Below are 17,302 nucleotides of genomic sequence, written 5' to 3' on the forward strand. Positions count from 1 at the left end.
TGTCATCTTCTTTGCAGATAATTATCACATTTTTAGATTTACGAAAGGAGGAGATCATAATGACAACCGAAGAAATGGAAAAAAAGCTTTTTCAGTTATCTGAGCGGGAATGCTATCACAGAGACCATCCAAACCACCTTTCTGACTATTATCAACAGCTGGAAAAAGTGATGATCAATGGCCGACAAGTTTACTTATTCGATAATCTGATGGAAGAACAAGAAAACTTTACTCTGTTAAAGCAAAGCCGCTTCAGTCGAGTTCCTTATCATAACCACAGTTTTATCGAATTAAATTATATCTACTCAGGAACATGCACCCAATTGATCGATGATCAGAAAGTTACGCTGACAAAAGGACAAATTTGTCTGATTGATACCGGAATTCCCCATTCGATTGAAATGACTGGTGAAGACGATGTTTTGATCAATCTTTTGATCAAGCGGGATTATTTCGCTCAATTGATTAGTCGAGAACAGTTTAATGAAGGGGTCGTGCTTGATTTTGTTCTGACTGCATTGTCAGACAAGCACGCGCATGACCAATATATTGTCTTTAAGAACAATAAAGATGATCGGATCCATGCTGTGATTCAAGAAATGCTGAAAGAAACTTATGAAAAAGCCATTGGTAGTAAACGAATCATCAGCAATCTAATAGCCATTCTTTTCACTTTTCTCGTACGTGAGTTCGACTATCAGACCAACAAGCAAGAAGCGGCAAAAAAACAGCACATTCTAGCGATCTTGACCTATATCGAAGAGAACTTCCAAACGGTTACTTTGCCAAAACTCGCCACCCTTTTCAACTATTCTCCTTCCTATTTAAGTACATTGATCAAACGAGAAACTAGTAAAAATTTGACCGAATTGATTATCGAAAAGAAATTGAATCTCGCCCACAACTTAATTGCTTCCTCCACCAAACCAATCACCCAATGTGCGGCTGAAGCAGGTTTCACCAATATCACTTTTTTCTATAAAAAATACAAACTGTATTATGGGCATACGCCAAAAAAGAAAAAATGATTCTATGTCGCTACTTGCTTAAATAAAAAAATGTGGCATAAGTTAAATATTCATGTTCTAAACAAAAAAAAGAGTGGTTACCCACTCTTTGATTTTTAAGATAAGTTCTTTATTGGTTAAACTGTTATCTGCTACTTTATTGATCACTAACTAAAATTGCTCAGGTGCAAAGTTATTTCAACCAACTCATCCCTAATACACCAACAATATAGAGCAAGCTACCAAGAGCTACAAATTGCTTTTCTCTGCCAACTTTTTGTTCCTTTAAGAGGACAATACTTCCATAAGTAGCAACAAGTAAGCTCATTTGAGAAAATGAATAGGTTACGCCTACACCTAAAGAAGACGATACAGCGAATAACGAAGTATTCGCGATAACCCATGTGCTACCAGTACCTAAATTGTGGATTATTTTGCGGAAACGCAACTGTTGCTTACTTTTCAAGGAAATTACGCTTCCCCCGAGAAACATCCCTACTGCCTGAGGCAAGAAAATCTGTGCGCCACTTATCTGAAACAGACCAGTGACTGTCACATATAGCATCAAAAAAGCTGAAGAACAACATAGATAAAGAAGTACTTGCTGTGTTAAGCCTGTTTGCTGATGAGTTGTCTTAGTTACAAGGAAAACACCTGTTAGAATGACTCCTAATGCCATGATTGAGAAAATTACAGTCGTTAAATCTGTCCATTCTTTGAGAAAGAAGCCAGATGCTAATGTAACAAATAATAATTGGGTCCCGACGGAGACGGGCATTACTTTAGAAACCTCCGCTTTCTCCAAAGCAAGAAATTGGAAGTATTGTCCGCAAGCCCAAAAAACCCCAGATAATAAACTGATGAAAAATGGCACCATGGCATAACTCACTTGATTCAAGAAACCAAATACACTACCGAAAATCAAGGCTGCGATTGTTGTTCCTAGCAGTTGTTCCTCTGATTTTCCTCCCATCAATTTAGCGACGATTGGCATTAAGCCCCATCCTAGTGCAGGCAGTGAGGCAAGCAATAAAAGTTGTACGGACATAAAAACTCCTTCTAAGTATTGTAAAAAAGCGAGAACACAAAATCTTGTAGAGGAAAACGTTACAGAAGCAATTCCTTCTCGACAAATTTTGTGTTCTTTATTCCTAGTTTTTAGTTAATAAATAGGTTGCTACTCCATAAGCGTGGATGATATGATCCGCTTCAAGCAGTTCTTCTAAGGCATTGATTCGCTGATATTCGTACCCATTAAATAATTTTTTGGGCTCAAGAGGACGTTCTTTGTTCGTTGAATTGACGAAACGGACAACGATTCCCTCAGAGTAATACGCATTATGGAGCGCACTGACTCCCACACCTGGTTCTAAGCTGCAAGACAACAAAGAAAGAGACATGTCGGTCAGAGATAATGGATCAATGCGCTTTTGAATTTTATTGTCTATACGATAAATAAAGTAATTCAAATCTTGCAATTGATAAGAAATCGATGGCTGTTCTTTAACAGTTTTCCAAGTAGCCAACAACTCTTCAGAAATAGCTGTTGATGCGACCCTTAGGGAAAAATCGAAGACCATCTCATAGTTTTCCATTTGAGCAAGAGGTGTTTCCATCATAATATGTCCCTTTTTGGTTGTATCGCCAGAAGCACGACCTGGTCGATACAACAAATCTGGTTTTCCTAGAGAGTCGGTTGTAGCTACTACCGTTACATATAAGGAGTCATCGATATATTCATACTCTTTGCTCTGCTCGCTATAGAAAACGAGGGCGTTCTCTTGATCATAAACAACCACTTGTTTTTCAAATGGTTCAATATTGACAGGTTTTTCTGCATATTTTTCTTGCCAATTTTCCAGTGTTTGATTTCTTTTTTCAAGATAGCCAAATTGAATGGCCGCAACCGCTCTTTCTATCGGCTTGTTTAATCGAGCTTTCACTCGAATCCGATGATTTAAAAGCGTATTTTTAAAACGTAGCTTTGCGTTTACCTCACCATTTTTTGTCAGTTGGAGGGTCAATGTATAATCGAATGTTTTGGTGGCGATTCCTTTCATCCGTTCTTCGATCGTATACGGTAGCTGTAAACTTCCTTCCAAAGCCAATGTTTCTTGCTTCCCATTGCAGCTGGCAAAACGAAGCGTGATCGGTTGATCATTCAAAATAGGCGAATAGTCATACGTATCACCGGCATTACTATCATCGATGATCGACAAGAAATCCACGATCTGTTGTTTTCCATCTGAATAAATCAGGTGGCCGTCTTCAAAGGAAAGCATGTATTTTCCATTTCTAATCCATGTGTTTTGATCTAAAGACGATTCGGGAGTTGTCTCTTGCTCTTCAAATGTAAGGACTTGATAACCAAGGCCTGAAAAGGCACAGGTCACTTGAACGGTTAACAGATAATACCCCTCTTCTTCAATAAAACGGTTGCCAGCCGGAGTTTCTTCCATAATATTTTTCCTGCTTGGGATATACACTGCTTCAAGTACAGATGAATCAGCTCCAATAACCTTGATATTGTTGGTTCTGGATACGATCTTAACGAATTTCTCTCCTTGAAATGGCACTGGTGTTGGATGAAGAATCAGAAATTGGTTGGCTTGTAAAGCGAGTCCTTCACTGATTCTTTTTAAAATCAAATTTTCAATGCTCTCACAAATCTCACTGATTTCTTTTACCCGATGACTGATATCTTGTGCAACACTATCTGATACACAGCCTGCCAAACTATCATGGGCTTGACATTCAAATAACTTTTTCCAAGCTTTCATTAGCAAGCGATTGCTTAATTCGATCCCTAAATCTTTCGCAATAACTAACATTGGTTCAATTTCTAAAACTAATTTGTTTTCTAATCGAAAAATCTCACGTTTCAGATCCATTCGTACAGAACCAATCGTTTTGTGAACCCGTGCAAAAACCGGTGCACGAAACTCTCCTTGATAAACTTCCAGTTCTTTTTGACGGACGATCTCCATAAATGCTGGATAGGTGCTCAATTGATACTTGTATTTTCCAAGCTGATTGATTTTCGTTAGTTTTTCTTCTATGGCAGAAACAATGCCTAACTGATCATTTCCAGTTGGAATCAAAATTTCAGGTTCATTCGCGTAGCTCTTAATAAAATCAACACCTCTATCGAGTCTGCCATCTACATAACTGCTCGTTGGCTCCAATTGCTGCTGTGCACCATATCCTTGAGGAAAATTCACCGCATACAGTGAACCTCGCCCACTTAAACTCGTCCATTTAAAGTAAGGGGATTTGACCTGTTCCCCTAAATCGATGCCTCGCCAAAAGATAATGTTATCAAGTCCAACTTCGTTCAATATGGTTGGCATTTGAGCATTAAAACCAAATGTATCTGGCAAATAACCGATCGGCATATAGCTGCCATATTTTTTGCTATCAAATATACCAATCATGGCATTTCGAATGATAGACTCACCAGAAGCGAAAAAGGCATCTGTTTGGGTGTACCAAGGACCGATGAACAATTGACCATTGGCGATCAACTCTTTGACCTCAGTCAAGCGCTCAGGATAGAGTTCTAAGTAATCGTCCAGAATAGACAGTTGTCCATCTAGCACGAAAGAAGCAGTCGGTTGCCTCTTTAGTTCTTTTAGTACATCACTAAATAATTGGTCACTCAAAACGACACAGTCCATCGAAGTAAAATACCATTCACGATCCCAATGGGTGTGGTTTACTATGTGTACATTTGTCATAGCTATGCTTCCCACTGCTCTTCCCAAGCCGCTTCGTCAAACTCTTCCATCGTGGCATCTGTTTCTTTCCCCGCATCTTTTGAACGTAGCAAGCTTGTACAAATCGCAATGAATAATGAGCCAGTAGCAATCGATAAAACATACAGTGGCCATTTTTCTACGGTGAACCAACCATAAAAACCAGAGATTGGCGCTGTATTGACAGCTCCTAGACCTACAGCCATTGCAGAACCAATCGCTGAACCAATCATATTCACTGGGATCACTTTTAGTGGATTTTCCACCGCAAATGGGATCGCTCCTTCTGAAATACCTACTAGTCCCATAATGATCGACGATTTTCCTGCTTCTTTTAGTTCGTTATTGTATTTATTCTTTGCAAAAACAGTCGCTAATCCTAAACCAATTGGCGGAATGATAATCGCCACTTGTGCTGCAGTGTTTGGTGCATAAACGTTACTTGTCAATAAAGCCATCGCGGTTGTCACAGCTGCCTTATTTACTGGCCCTCCAAGATCAAATCCAACCATTGCCCCTACAACTGCCGCCATCACGACCGCATTTCCGCCACTCAATCCGTTCAACCATGACTCTAAGCCCACATTGATAGCTGCAAATGGTGTACCGATCACATAGTTCACAAGTAGGACAGTGACTAAAGTACCTAAAACAGGAACTAAGAACACTGGAACTACCGATGCCATCGATTTTGGCAGTTTGATATGGTTTTTGATCCACAAGCAGATGTACCCAGCGATCAACCCTGAAACAATTGCGCCTAAGAAGCCTGCGTTAATGTCTTTTACTAACATACCTCCAACAAGACCAGGGGCAATCCCTAGCTTATCGGAAATCGAATAAGCAATAAATGCCGATATTACGGGAAACATCAGTCCTAACGCAATGCCACCGAATCCATCTAAACTATGGAGTAATCGGATAATCGTATTCGCACTTTCTCCATGAGAGGCGTCCCAAATATCAACAATCCCAAATATTGATCCACCTACTCGAGAAATCGCCATGATAACTGCTCCGGCAATCACTAGAGGAATCATATAAGATATTCCTGTTAAAACATGATTTTTCATTTCACTTGCCAACTTTTTCATCTGATTTTCCTCCTCTTTATTGATCAATCAGCTTTAATGCATCTTCAATTACTTTTTCTGCGTTTTTTATAGGGGCTGCTACCGGGACTTTGAGAATCATTTTGCCATTGAAACGCTCCTCATTTCTCACTTTCGTATCAACGGCAAAAATCACGACTTCCCCAATTTGACAATCCCGCTCGTTCAATTCATTTTCGATACCTGTTGCTCCTTGTGTCTCAACCTTGATTAAATCGCCACGTTTCGCTGCTGCTTTTTTTAGCGCCTGTGCCGCCATAAAGGTATGAGCAACTCCTGTGGCACACGCCGTTACTGCAATAATTTTTCTCTTCATTCGTCTTTCCCCTTTTCTCCATTTTATTCGCTTAATAATTTCGCGATAATCTCTTTATCTGTTTCGCTTTTCAGCGCTTCTGTGATGTCTTCATCCATCAATTTCATGGCAATTTCTGATAAAATCCGTAAATGGGTGTCTCCTTGATGTTCTTCAGGAATAGCAAGCATAATCACAACCGTTACCGGTTCATCATCTAAAGATTGCCATTCTAATGGTGCCTTTAACCGAGCAAAAACGATTGCGGGTTCAGAAACTGCACGACTTTTTCCATGAGGGATAGCTATATTATTGCCTATTCCTGTGGTCGAGTGATCTTCTCTTTCCATGACTGATTGAACATACTCATTTTCGGATTGAACGATTCCTTCAATTACTAATATTTTTGCTAATTGACGGACCACTTCTTCTTTAGTGGTTGCCTCTAGACCAAGAACAATATGTTCAAAAGGTAGTAGTGTTTCTATATTCATTTTATGTTCCCCCTTGTAAATACTTTTTTAATTCATCTTTCGTCCCTTTAAGGAGGAAGGTTCGTTCATCTGATTCCATCACATTAAGCATCGTGTCATAGATTTCCTCAAGGTCTTGTACAGTTTCATCCTTGATACAGATGAAAAAGACATATTTCACCTTTGTTTCTCCCCAGTGGATCTCATTATTAAGACGTAAAAATACAATCGCTGATTTTTTCACGTATTCTGGCGTCCCATGAGGCGTTGCGAATCGTCCAAAAGAAGTAAAGGAAAGCTGTTCCCTTTTTAGGGAAGAATTAATCATTTCCTCGATCACATACCCACGAGTAACCAACTGCTCTCCAATAAATGTAATCACCTCTTGATAATTTTCAAAATGATGATCTAAAAAAATCAAGTCCTCGTGAATCAGTTTCGAAAACTGACTGAAAGAACCATTTTGCTTTTCTTCGACATTTTTTAAAAAGGTTTCTATTTTTCGCTGCTCATCTTTATTCAGTACAGGTGAAACATTGATTGTTGGAATCGAATCGATTTTTAAATCCACTGTCGATAAAATCAAGTCCTCATAAATATTGGTCTGAATCAACTCTTGAATAGAAAGAATTCTGGAAATATCGATTTGCTCATAATTTCTCCGAATGCGAGCAGCTAATAGTTGTGAAGTGCCTTTACCACTGCTACAAACTAATAAGACACTCACTTTCTGCGGTTGTTTTTCTTCTCGCTGTTCTTTCATCACTTGGATGTGTACGGCCAAAAAAGCAACCTCATCTTCGGGGATCGAAATCGAAAACTGCCAATTTAAGGCATGAGCTAATCGAAGCGCTTCCTCAAAAGACAAAGGGAAATTCTTCTTCACATCATTTAGAAACGGGTTATGAATGACTAATCCTTTTTGAATGCGATAAATAGCTTCTTTGATATGTGATACCAATCCTAACAAAAGACTTTCATTGCGTAGGGAGATCGTCTCATGAATCAATTTTCGTATCGTTTCATCAAGCAAATCATCGGAGTCATTCTTCTTCATCAACGAATCCCCATAGATATGAAGCGAAATATAATGAACTTCCGAAACTGGCAACGACAGAGAAAACGTTTCTTCTATTGATGCGATAAATCGATAAAAAGCTCTATTCTCCATCAAAGGATGGCTTCTTTCTTCGAAAGTCAGATAATTCTTCTCTTTGACCCGATCAATCATGATGATTAGATGAAGCAATAGTGAGTGATAGGCAGCATCATTAAGCGTAATTTGTTCTTTTTTCAAATACTCTTGTAAGAGCGTATCAACTAAAGAAATTTTTGTCAGGTCAATAAAATCATTAACAAACTGAGGAATTCCTTGAATCGAATGCAAATAGCGTTGCTGCTCTTGTGTTATTTTCCAATTTCCACCCCAGAAATAGTAGATCAAATCAAATGCTAAACGACGTTTTTCTTGTTCTGACAAATTCAAAAAGGAACCCTTCCCCGGTAAAACTTCAATCGTAACGTTAAAATGACGAAAGATCTCGCTTACCTGCCCCATGTCATTTTCTAAAGTTGATTTACTGATGTAGAGTGCATCTTGCAGTTGTTGACGCGTAAAATACGTTTTTTGTTTCAGTATTTCAAAGCAAAGAAACTGAATACGATCTTTTTTGCTCGTCGGTAAGTTTGATTCCTCGTGCCCATCAAGATACTTTAGAATTTCAGCTGAATCGCCATCAAGAAATACACCTACTCTAGGTTTGCGAACAAGCCTTATTGCTGTTTCCTGCAAAAATTCATCAATTCTCTTTAGCGATTGCGAAACTGTCTTTTGCGAAAGCGACATATGCAACCCAATTTTAGCAACCGTTGTTGGTCCATTCTCTAAGAGATATCGAATAATTGCTTTTTCCCGTTCACTGATCATGAAACTTTCACCTCGTCTACATTTCTAATGGTAGCTTTTTCTCAAAAAAATGAAAACACTTACTTTTACTGCATTGATTACAGTAAATCATAGGCACTGAAAATATTGCGCCGTTTTTTTATTCATGTGTACCCTTTCGTTTAATCCAGATTATTTACATATCTTTTGGTATTTTCATAGTATAGAGGATATTACTCAGTGGGAACAGAAAAAAAATACCAATGAACAAACGATACGTCTGTTTCATTGGTATTTTTACTATTGATTCTCTAATAAGGAGACGCGCTTGAGAAATTCCTTCATCTATTGCCCCAACACCTCCGCCACCGAATAAACACCAGGGGCAAAGGTCTTGCCTGTTAGCTTCTTCGTCATGGCATTAAAGGTATAGTGCTCTTCTAGGACGACGACTTCATCGTATTGTTTTAATAGCGTGCGAAAATCTGCATCTGATAAGAGGAAATTCTCTCGGCCATCGACATTGGGTGAAAACAAGTAATATTTGCCGACATAGCCAACTAAGTAGCTGTCTACTGCTTCTTTATTGGTACTGACGACCAAGTATTTTTTCTGGTTTAGGTCAAAGCGATCGCCAGTAACGGCTGAAACTTGTGCTGGAATCGAAGCAGCATATTCACGATTGGTATAACGCATGCCATTATTTTCTGAAAGGATCAGCAATGTCGCAAAAAATAACAGAATCAAGGTACTGTATTGATAGATTTTTTTTGTGGTCAAGCTGGCAAAACTACGGTAGTTTCGCCGATCGATCGCTTGTTCATGATACAAATGATCAATGCCCCGGACCATGAAAAAGGTCATCAAACCTAATGCCAAGATCACAATACTCGAAGCATAGCGATCGAACCCTGCCAAAGACAGTGCTTCATCAGTGGGCATCGAGAACAAGAACATGGCGTAAATACCCAAGTAATAGAGACCAATAATACCATCGATCAACAGCAGTTCTTTTAGAAATGGATTGCGTTTTTTTATAATAAATCGGACAAATAGCCAACTGCCCAACAGGATGACCTGGATCAAGAGAATCCCTTGCGTGGAAACCGTCGTAACATCCGTGATCGTTTTGACAAAAACATCCGTAATCTGCTGCAGTATCTGAGAATCCTTTTCACCAAAAATCTGTTTATAAGCGGTCACGCTGACTTCATGCTTCGATTTAGGAAAATTCGCTTTGACATGCAGGTTCCAAAGAATCGCCGGCAGGACAGATAGCCCAATGGCAGCTAATCCTACAATCATCAAGCCTAGCCGTTGCCGCCAACGAATTGATGCCTGCCATAAGCAGACTAGTAAATAGCCACCTAAAATCAGCAGAAAAAAGACGGCACTATTTTTGACCAAATCAAGAGAGGCGCCAATCAAAAGAAAGTAGCTGATTGAAGGCAGCACTTTGCCTTTTAAAGAAAATAACCCGGAGATGCCTGCCAAAGTTAAAACGGGAAGAATGAAGTCTACCAGCAAATTATTCATTCGAATCGCAATATTAAAATAATTGAATACGGCCATGCTGGTGAAGACCAAGACAAAAGCCAGCTTTCTTTTCGGATCACGAATAATCGCAAAAAAACTATACAGACTACAGAAAATCAAAATCAATTGACCAATCAGCAAGACATTCTCATGATAGCCAACGATGATTGCTGTATAAGTAACAAACAGTGAGCTGCCTAAAGGATAGGAAGTAAAACTGATGATGGCATCGGTTGCCGTTGGCAATTGTCCCTGCGTATAAAGGAATTTAACGATCGTCGCCCAATGAGAGAAGTTGTCATAGTGGGTCAAATGACTGTGAAGCAATGTTAAAACGAACAAAGCAAAATAGCCATAAAACCACAGCATGATGGGCTCTTGTAAACCCCACCGCACCTGATGGCACTCCTGCCAAAAACGCCAAACGCATAATAGTAAGCCAAGACCAAATAAAAACCAGGCCCCCCAGATCAACCATCCTTTGGGACCATATGCGACAAAGGAAAGAACGAGGATCGGCAAACAGCAGGCAGCGATCCAGCTAATGTATTTGGTAAAATGACAAACTCGTACAAAAAGATAGGCATAGCCAGCTAATGATAAACCAAATAGACTAAATCGCAGCAGGATCTCGATCATCGTCTGCCTCCTTTCTCAGCAAGCTGTCTACCCATTCTTGGAGGGCTACTGTGGAACGCAGCTCTGAAAGATTGCTTACTTGATATATCACTTGATTTTCTTTTGGCTGAAGCGTCGCTTTTTCAGCGTGAAGCACAAGATTACTGATCGGTAAGTTTAGATGGACCGGCATCTCGACCTCTTCTGCTTTTGCCAACGTGAACTGATCAAAACCAAATGTTGTGACCGCATAGGTTCCTTCATCAAAGTGCCATTTTTGATCAATGGTCAGTATGGGCACTCGTTGAGGCGGCAATGGCTTTTGTTTGGCTTGCAGCAGATGCTTACCGAGATTTTCAAAAAGACTGTCAAAGAAGGTCATCCACGGATCCCGCAGAACCGGCAGGCTTTGATTGAAGCCATCATAAATGATCTGCAGATAGGCTAAGTAATCTTTTTCTGTCAACTGGTTTAAAGCAACGCCATAGACCCAGCGATCTTTTCCAGAAAAGACGCGGACAATATTTCCAGTCATCTCTGCTTGGTAGCCATTACGGGTGATTTTAAAAGTCAGCGGCGCATCTGGCGGAAAATAAAGAGGAACGTCAGAAACGAAGGACAAGCCATTTTCTGAGATATTTTCTGTCATCAAAGAATAGCTGGCGTCTTGGTCGGAAACTTCAACAGGATAATGGGCTCTGAACCGTTCCGTCGTTCGATAAATCGGGCGACCGAGATAAAATAAGACCGCAAAGGTTAAGTTAAAGAAATGGGTCAGCAGCCAGAAGGTCAACACGCTGCCGTAGAAAATCTCTGAGCCGAATTTGCCGTAATTAAACTTCACTAAGCCGATAATCGTCAAAATCAACAGCAACAAATGCGGCACCACAAACAACAAGTCTTTTTTAGACTGAGTTGCTGCTTTATTAGTCACCTTGAAGCGGGTCTCTTTGATGCCAATGGCTTGCAAAAAGACAGGAATCACTAGGTAAGGTGCAAAAATCGTTTCCTGGATCTCGCCCCAACGCTGCGTTCGAATATCACTGCTCAAATCCTGCATCGCCAAATGCAAGAACGTATAGCTTGGCAGCCAAAACAGCAGCAAGACCCAAAAGTTTGTCTCTACGACCCTTACATTAAAGACGGTGTACAAAATCGGCGCGAAAATAAATAGTAGCCGTCGTAGAAACGACCACCAATACAAATAGCTGTTTAAGAAAACCATTTTTTGCGCCAAAGACAACGTCTTATTCTTAAAAAGATGGAGATTGTGGACACTTTGGACCACTCCTCTTCCCCAGCGAATCCGCTGCTTTAAGGCACTTGGGATATCAATTGGAGACAGACCGCTGGCCATTGGCTGCAGTGTTGATAAACTGCGATAACCTTGGCAATTGATCAAGGCGCCTAATTCAAAATCTTCCGTGATCGTGTCCGTCGGAAATCCGCCAGCGGCTTCGATCGCTTCTCGTGCGATCACCGTATTGGAACCTGTATAAATAGCTGTATCATGGGCGTTGTTCAAAACATTGACTTCTCTGGAAAAGAAGTCCTGCTCGTTAGGGATTGCCGCTTCTGAAAAAAGATTGTACTGAAAAAGATCCGCATTATAAAAGCTTTGCGGTGTTTGGACAAAGCCCAACGGTTTGATGGTCTGGTCTTTACGGCGTTCCTGCTGATTTGCCACAAAATATGGCACTGTTTCCAGCAAAAAATCTGAGTAAGGGATCATATCTGCATCAAAGGTCGCCACTAGCGGCGAATTGGTTTTTGATAATGCATGATTGAGATTGCCTGACTTGGCATGCTGATTGCCTGTCAACCCGATATAGCCGATGCCAAATTTATCTGCCAGTGCTTTGACCTCTGGACGGTTGGTGTCATCTGACAAGTAGATGTGAACTTTTTGGGGATCGGGGTATTTCATATGAACTGCCGCATTGACCGTTTTTAATAAAAGCGGCACTTCTTCATTATGGGTCGCAATCAACACATCGATCGCTGGATAGTCGGCTTCTGGCACGATCGGTTTTTCAAAGGGCTTTGCTTTGTTTTTGTTCCAAATCAACAGCAAGCCCGTAAAGTTCGATACGATCTCACTGCCCCAAAGCAGCAAACCAAACAGCAAGGCAAACCAAGACTCGTGCCATGGCAATGTATACAGCCCCCGCCATGATAAATAGATCAGCGAAAAGACAAACGCCAGAAAGTAAACGACTTTTTTCGCCCAAGGCAAACGTTTTTGTTCCACCTCAATCACTCCTTAAAGATGACATTTTTTTGCACATGGTAACTAAAGAAAAAGAGCAGGCAATCGACGCCTATTTTTAACAACACAGAATCTCCGATCGGTAGGATCAAATAAATCAGGTAGACGAGAAAAGAGGACAGCAAAATCTGTACGATCACCAATAAAAAATACTGCAGCATACTGTTCTTTGTCCGTTGACCAAAAACAAGCTCGCGATTGATGTAGTAATTGACGATCGCCGAAATCAATCGGGCACCCAACGAAGCGATCACGATGGAGGACAGATTGATGACAGACAAGAAATGGATCAATAACGCATAAGCGATCACATCGACAAAAAAGGAGACCACAGATGAAAACAAATACTTCAAAAAGACGCTATAGATAGCGACGGAATCTGCCAAGACCCGAAAATGGGAAGAGGCATTTTCTTCAATATAGATGGTGGCGATCGGTTGCGAGAGAATCGGCCACCCCCGTTTCTGGGCTTCGATCAGCATCCGCGTTTCATATTCAAAGCGCTCACCTGAGATCGCCAACAAATCTGTCATGAATTTCCGAGGGAAAACCCTTAAGCCCGTCTGCGAATCCTCGATAGCAAGACCAGTCGCTAAACGCAGGATATTTCGGGTCAAAATGTTGCCGAACTTACTCCGCAAGGGCACTTCTTTGCCAAAGGATCGGGTCCCTAAAATAATGCTGTCCGGATGGGCTTGGGCCTTTGCTAAGCAAGCCATCATATCGGTATACTCATGCTGCCCGTCCGAATCAATGGTCACCATAAATTCAACAGCTGGCTGGTTTGTCAGCACTTCAGTGAGAGCGGTTTTGATGGCTGCGCCTTTTCCCTGATTCTTTGGATGGGTCAAAACCTGACAACCAAACTTCTGTTCCAATGCCGAAAAGACAGGCTGATAAGCTGCCCCACTGCCATCATCCACGACCAAAATCGGCAGGTGCTGATTATGCAAACGAATTTTCTCCACCAGAGCCAGCAGTTTGTGGTCAGGTTCTAGCGAAGGAATCATGATTAAACTATTCTCCATATGCGTTCCTCATTTAAGGTAGTATTTTTGAAAACAAAAAAAAGAAAAGAAGCCACCCCCATCAGTAAAGACAGAGTTGGTCGCGACCGCTGCGTTTGGCTCGATACAATGCTTGATCCGCACGTTCTTGCGTTTGCTGTAGCAACTCACCCCTTTGCCGTTGTGCGATCCCAATCGACAACGTGATGCTGACCGAATCACCGGCATCCAAGATGATTTCTTGGTAACGGATGCGCTTTTGAATTTTTTCAAGGAGATAAGCAGCAGCCTGTGCGTCTCCTTGAATCAAGATTGCAAACTCTTCCCCACCGATGCGATAGACCGGATTGCTCGCCGTACAGTAGGTCGAAAAAATACGAGCGATTTCTTGCAAAATCACATCCCCGGCACGGTGTCCGTAACGGTCATTGTAATTTTTGAAATGATCGATATCGATCAAAGCGATCGATAAGTCCACATCGGTCGTATCTAGGCGTTGGCGGTCATCTTGAAACTTACGGAAGTTATTCAACTGCGTAAGATCATCGATTTTGACCAATGCCAAAATGCGCTGCATATCATTTACTATCGAGTAAAGGAAAAACGCCAACGTATAGGCGAGAATGCCATAAACTATATAAATTAGGGTCGTTTTTTGAATATCACCCGTCAAATAAAAACCAAAAAGAAAGGAGATAGCAATCAAGTAGGTTATTGATAGGAACAACTCTTGTTTGTCAGTAAATCGCCGTTTGGCCCAGGCATGCAGAAATGTCAGTGTCACCATCAAAAAAAACGTAAGATATAAGTTCAGCCAAGAAGATTTTGATACTTCAAACAAGAAACGCCCTAACGCTAGATTGACCATCGTCGGTACGGTCACCTTCCACCCCAGATATTTCATGGAAAAAGCGTAAAGTAAAAAGCGCAGGTCAAATCGCGTTTCGTATACGACGTAAGAGAAATTCATCATCAGCATCCCCACCACGGTTTCACAAGCAATCGCCGCTGCGATCTGTTTCGCTTTGAATGTCCCTTGACCTACGAAGCCATCACTGATTTTGAATAACAAATAAATATTGATGATAATTGCGCCTAAATTTGCGAGTGTATTGACAACCAGCGTATTTGCCATTTCCTGTGCTTCCTTTCTAAAAAAAAGAACCCTTACTTGCTGATTCGACGGGACAATTCCAGAGACATTTCATTGGAAAAGCGGACAAAGCATCAAGTAAGGATCACTATTTATTATTGACAGTTTTTATCACTCTTGATTTAGAATAATTTACCAGAAATTATACATAGTTTCAATCTTTTTGTTGATATGCGAAGATTCTCAAGATAAACAAAATAATCAAAATGTATATTTTGTAAATAAATAACATTATTTCTTTATTATTACTAACTTTTTGTGCATAAACATTTAATTCTTTGAGAATTTGTGTAAATTATTTTTCCATTATTTTTTTACGTCTCAGGCAAGGTGCACACCCGGTTTCGACCACTTTGTTTTGCGAGATAGAGTGCTTGATCGGCTCTTTCAACGGCTGCCAAGATATCCCCATGACAAACGGTGCTCGCTTCAACGCCGCAAGACAAAGACATCGTCCCTTTTTCAAAATTGGCGACAGGAAACATACTGCTGGAAATGGTTTGACACAGCGTCGTCATCGCAGCTACGGTCTGTTCTTTGACATCCCCTTCGATCACGACACAGAACTCTTCGCCGCCATAACGATAAAAGGAATAGGTCTCGGCAAAATGCGCCTCTAAAAAAGTAGTCGTCCGTGTGGCAAAGGTTCTCAACAGCTCATTTCCAGCGATATGACCATAACGGTCGTTGACCTTTTTGAAGTGATCGAGATCGATCATGGCGATCGTCACAGCCTTTTTCTGTGAAACGGCTTGAAGCAGATCGTGGTTATAGGTCCCATAGTTGAAGCAGCCGGTCAACGCATCGATCTTACTATTCGCTAACTCTGCCAGTACTTGGTATTCTTGCCCCTCAATCAATCGATGCAACCACATGAAACTTGCTAGCAGCACGAAAGAACCAACAAATACTGCCAGCATCGCTTCCCAGTCATAGGTCGTCGTATGATGGACTAGCATCGAAAAACGCGGTGAGAGCAGGCAGGTCAAAAAATACATCATATAAAATTGCTGTTGCGGACGCAGCGACTTGATTTTTGATAAGAGAAAATCAAGGACAAAGACACCGACACCTAATAGCGGTAAATAAAAGGCTTTGCCAATGTCAGAAAAACCGACAAACAGTAAATAGAAAACGACCATACACGGCGTTATCAAAATCAAGATCTTGCCACGATCACCATAGAAAAAATGACTCGCAATAAAAGCAGTTGTGTATTGATAACAGATAAACCCAACTGAATTCATTGAAAAAGAAAGAATAAAATACAAATGCGTAAACGTCAGAATACCAATAATAAAATACTTAAATGGACGAGAAACCGATATTTTTTGCACACTTCGTACAAAAACATCTGCGGTCACCAGTAAACTGGCAATCATCAGCGGCAAACCAAACGCCAAAAGCACGCCTCGTTCTAACATTCCATCACAATCGCTCTCCTTTAGACCATAAATATCCTTGTTGCAAATGCACCCCCATCTCAAGCAACTGGACCATTTTTTCGCGGTTCTCGATCCCTTCAACGATCAGCTCAAGCTGATATTTTTGGGCAACCTTCAACCAACAAGCCAAAAAGCTGAAGCCAATCTCCTCATCAAGCTGAATAAACGGTAACAACGAAAATTTCAAACAATCAACGCTGGCAAGATTGGCAAAGACCAACGAGAGGGTATTTTGTCCGCAACCGATATCATCGACCGCAATCACATAACCATAAGCTTTAATTTTTGCAATGGCTACAGACAAATCAAATGACTCTTGCTGTATGCGTACGGGGTGTTCCGTCAATTCAATCTGCAACTGCGCCTTATAAACAGCCATCGTTTCAAAAAAGGACCACGTAGACTGCCACAGCAGCTGTTGTGGATGTATATTGACACTAAAGCGGGTTTCCGGCTTTTTTTTGCATAGACGCCGCAATTCCTTGGCATACCATCTCATCAATTGCTGATTGCCACTTTCAGTTTGAATCATTGTGCTGAATTCTTGCTGTGGAAATCGGTTGTTCTTCTCGCTACGTAGCAAGACTTCATAGCCATTCAACTCTTGCTGACTTAGCGATTTTACCTGCATGATTGGTTGACACAACAGATAAAGGCGGTCTGTGTTCTCCCAAGTCGTTTCATTTCCCATCTTCGTTAAGCCCCCATCTAGTAAAGTTATCACTTCCGAAAATCGGCAATATTCCT

General features: G+C 40.9%; 13 protein-coding genes. 1 reads left to right on the top strand and 12 read right to left on the bottom strand.

Going from position 1 to position 17,302, the window contains the following annotated elements:
* Window positions 1-59 precede the first annotated feature (59 nt).
* Entirely contained in the window at window positions 60-1,028 is a 969-nt protein-coding gene (locus IGJ26_RS12075; RefSeq protein ID WP_430599664.1) for an AraC family transcriptional regulator, read from the top strand.
* Window positions 1,029-1,200: 172 nt separating this feature from the next.
* Here IGJ26_RS12075 and IGJ26_RS12080 read toward each other — a convergent pair whose 3' ends face one another.
* The 12 genes from IGJ26_RS12080 to IGJ26_RS12135 form a co-directional block, all read right to left on the bottom strand.
* Window positions 1,201-2,055: a GRP family sugar transporter gene (locus tag IGJ26_RS12080; RefSeq protein ID WP_005234411.1), complete on the bottom strand. Its 855-nt coding sequence runs from the start codon at window positions 2,053-2,055 to the stop codon at window positions 1,201-1,203.
* Between the two features lie 103 nt (window positions 2,056-2,158).
* Window positions 2,159-4,744, bottom strand: a complete 2,586-nt coding sequence (locus IGJ26_RS12085) for a glycoside hydrolase family 38 C-terminal domain-containing protein (protein ID WP_194199699.1) — start codon at window positions 4,742-4,744, stop codon at window positions 2,159-2,161.
* Window positions 4,745-4,746: 2 nt separating this feature from the next.
* Window positions 4,747-5,883, bottom strand: a complete 1,137-nt coding sequence (locus IGJ26_RS12090) for a PTS fructose transporter subunit IIC (RefSeq protein ID WP_086316458.1) — start codon at window positions 5,881-5,883, stop codon at window positions 4,747-4,749.
* Complete coding sequence (locus tag IGJ26_RS12095; protein WP_005234408.1) at window positions 5,873-6,190, bottom strand: PTS fructose transporter subunit IIB; 318 nt, start codon at window positions 6,188-6,190, stop codon at window positions 5,873-5,875. The genes IGJ26_RS12090 and IGJ26_RS12095 overlap by 11 nt, the downstream gene beginning before the upstream one ends.
* Before the next feature lie 23 nt (window positions 6,191-6,213).
* Window positions 6,214-6,663 carry a PTS sugar transporter subunit IIA gene (locus IGJ26_RS12100; RefSeq protein ID WP_005234407.1) on the bottom strand — a complete coding sequence of 150 codons (450 nt, stop codon included), beginning with the start codon at window positions 6,661-6,663 and terminating at the stop codon, window positions 6,214-6,216.
* Between the two features lies 1 nt (window position 6,664).
* Window positions 6,665-8,569 carry a BglG family transcription antiterminator gene (locus IGJ26_RS12105; RefSeq protein ID WP_086316459.1) on the bottom strand — a complete coding sequence of 635 codons (1,905 nt, stop codon included), beginning with the start codon at window positions 8,567-8,569 and terminating at the stop codon, window positions 6,665-6,667.
* Window positions 8,570-8,872: 303 nt separating this feature from the next.
* Complete coding sequence (locus IGJ26_RS12110; protein WP_194199700.1) at window positions 8,873-10,702, bottom strand: lantibiotic ABC transporter permease; 1,830 nt, start codon at window positions 10,700-10,702, stop codon at window positions 8,873-8,875.
* Complete coding sequence (locus tag IGJ26_RS12115) at window positions 10,677-12,941, bottom strand: glycosyltransferase family 2 protein (RefSeq protein WP_194199701.1); 2,265 nt, start codon at window positions 12,939-12,941, stop codon at window positions 10,677-10,679. The genes IGJ26_RS12110 and IGJ26_RS12115 overlap by 26 nt, the downstream gene beginning before the upstream one ends.
* Window positions 12,938-13,978, bottom strand: coding sequence for a bifunctional glycosyltransferase family 2/GtrA family protein (locus IGJ26_RS12120; RefSeq protein ID WP_016612597.1), 1,041 nt, complete (start codon window positions 13,976-13,978; stop codon window positions 12,938-12,940). Before IGJ26_RS12120 ends, IGJ26_RS12115 begins: the two co-directional genes overlap by 4 nt.
* 61 nt (window positions 13,979-14,039) lie before the next feature.
* A complete protein-coding gene (locus IGJ26_RS12125) occupies window positions 14,040-15,092 on the bottom strand; it encodes a GGDEF domain-containing protein (protein ID WP_016612596.1) in 1,053 nt (350 codons plus the stop codon).
* Between the two features lie 332 nt (window positions 15,093-15,424).
* Window positions 15,425-16,534 carry a GGDEF domain-containing protein gene (locus IGJ26_RS12130; RefSeq protein ID WP_194199702.1) on the bottom strand — a complete coding sequence of 370 codons (1,110 nt, stop codon included), beginning with the start codon at window positions 16,532-16,534 and terminating at the stop codon, window positions 15,425-15,427.
* 4 nt (window positions 16,535-16,538) lie between these two features.
* Window positions 16,539-17,246 (bottom strand): EAL domain-containing protein, encoded by a 708-nt coding sequence (locus IGJ26_RS12135; protein ID WP_086297744.1) that lies wholly within the window; start codon window positions 17,244-17,246, stop codon window positions 16,539-16,541.
* Between the last annotated feature and the right edge of the window lie 56 nt (window positions 17,247-17,302).

Origin of the sequence: Enterococcus sp. AZ095a (assembly GCF_050546735.1) — a bacterium.
GTDB lineage: Bacteria > Bacillota > Bacilli > Lactobacillales > Enterococcaceae > Enterococcus_D > Enterococcus_D entomosocium.

What these genes read in the sequence shown, in the direction of transcription:
- IGJ26_RS12080 (WP_005234411.1), bottom strand. Translation starts at nt 2,055, where the DNA reads ATGTCCGTACAACTTTTATTGCTTGCCTCACTGCCTGCACTAGGATGG.
- IGJ26_RS12110 (WP_194199700.1), bottom strand. Translation starts at nt 10,702, where the DNA reads ATGATCGAGATCCTGCTGCGATTTAGTCTATTTGGTTTATCATTAGCT.
- IGJ26_RS12120 (WP_016612597.1), bottom strand. Translation starts at nt 13,978, where the DNA reads ATGGAGAATAGTTTAATCATGATTCCTTCGCTAGAACCTGACCACAAA.
- IGJ26_RS12075 (WP_430599664.1), top strand. Translation starts at nt 60, where the DNA reads ATGACAACCGAAGAAATGGAAAAAAAGCTTTTTCAGTTATCTGAGCGG.
- IGJ26_RS12100 (WP_005234407.1), bottom strand. Translation starts at nt 6,663, where the DNA reads ATGAATATAGAAACACTACTACCTTTTGAACATATTGTTCTTGGTCTA.
- IGJ26_RS12130 (WP_194199702.1), bottom strand. Translation starts at nt 16,534, where the DNA reads ATGTTAGAACGAGGCGTGCTTTTGGCGTTTGGTTTGCCGCTGATGATT.
- IGJ26_RS12085 (WP_194199699.1), bottom strand. Translation starts at nt 4,744, where the DNA reads ATGACAAATGTACACATAGTAAACCACACCCATTGGGATCGTGAATGG.
- IGJ26_RS12125 (WP_016612596.1), bottom strand. Translation starts at nt 15,092, where the DNA reads ATGGCAAATACGCTGGTTGTCAATACACTCGCAAATTTAGGCGCAATT.
- IGJ26_RS12135 (WP_086297744.1), bottom strand. Translation starts at nt 17,246, where the DNA reads ATGGGAAATGAAACGACTTGGGAGAACACAGACCGCCTTTATCTGTTG.
- IGJ26_RS12095 (WP_005234408.1), bottom strand. Translation starts at nt 6,190, where the DNA reads ATGAAGAGAAAAATTATTGCAGTAACGGCGTGTGCCACAGGAGTTGCT.
- IGJ26_RS12105 (WP_086316459.1), bottom strand. Translation starts at nt 8,569, where the DNA reads ATGATCAGTGAACGGGAAAAAGCAATTATTCGATATCTCTTAGAGAAT.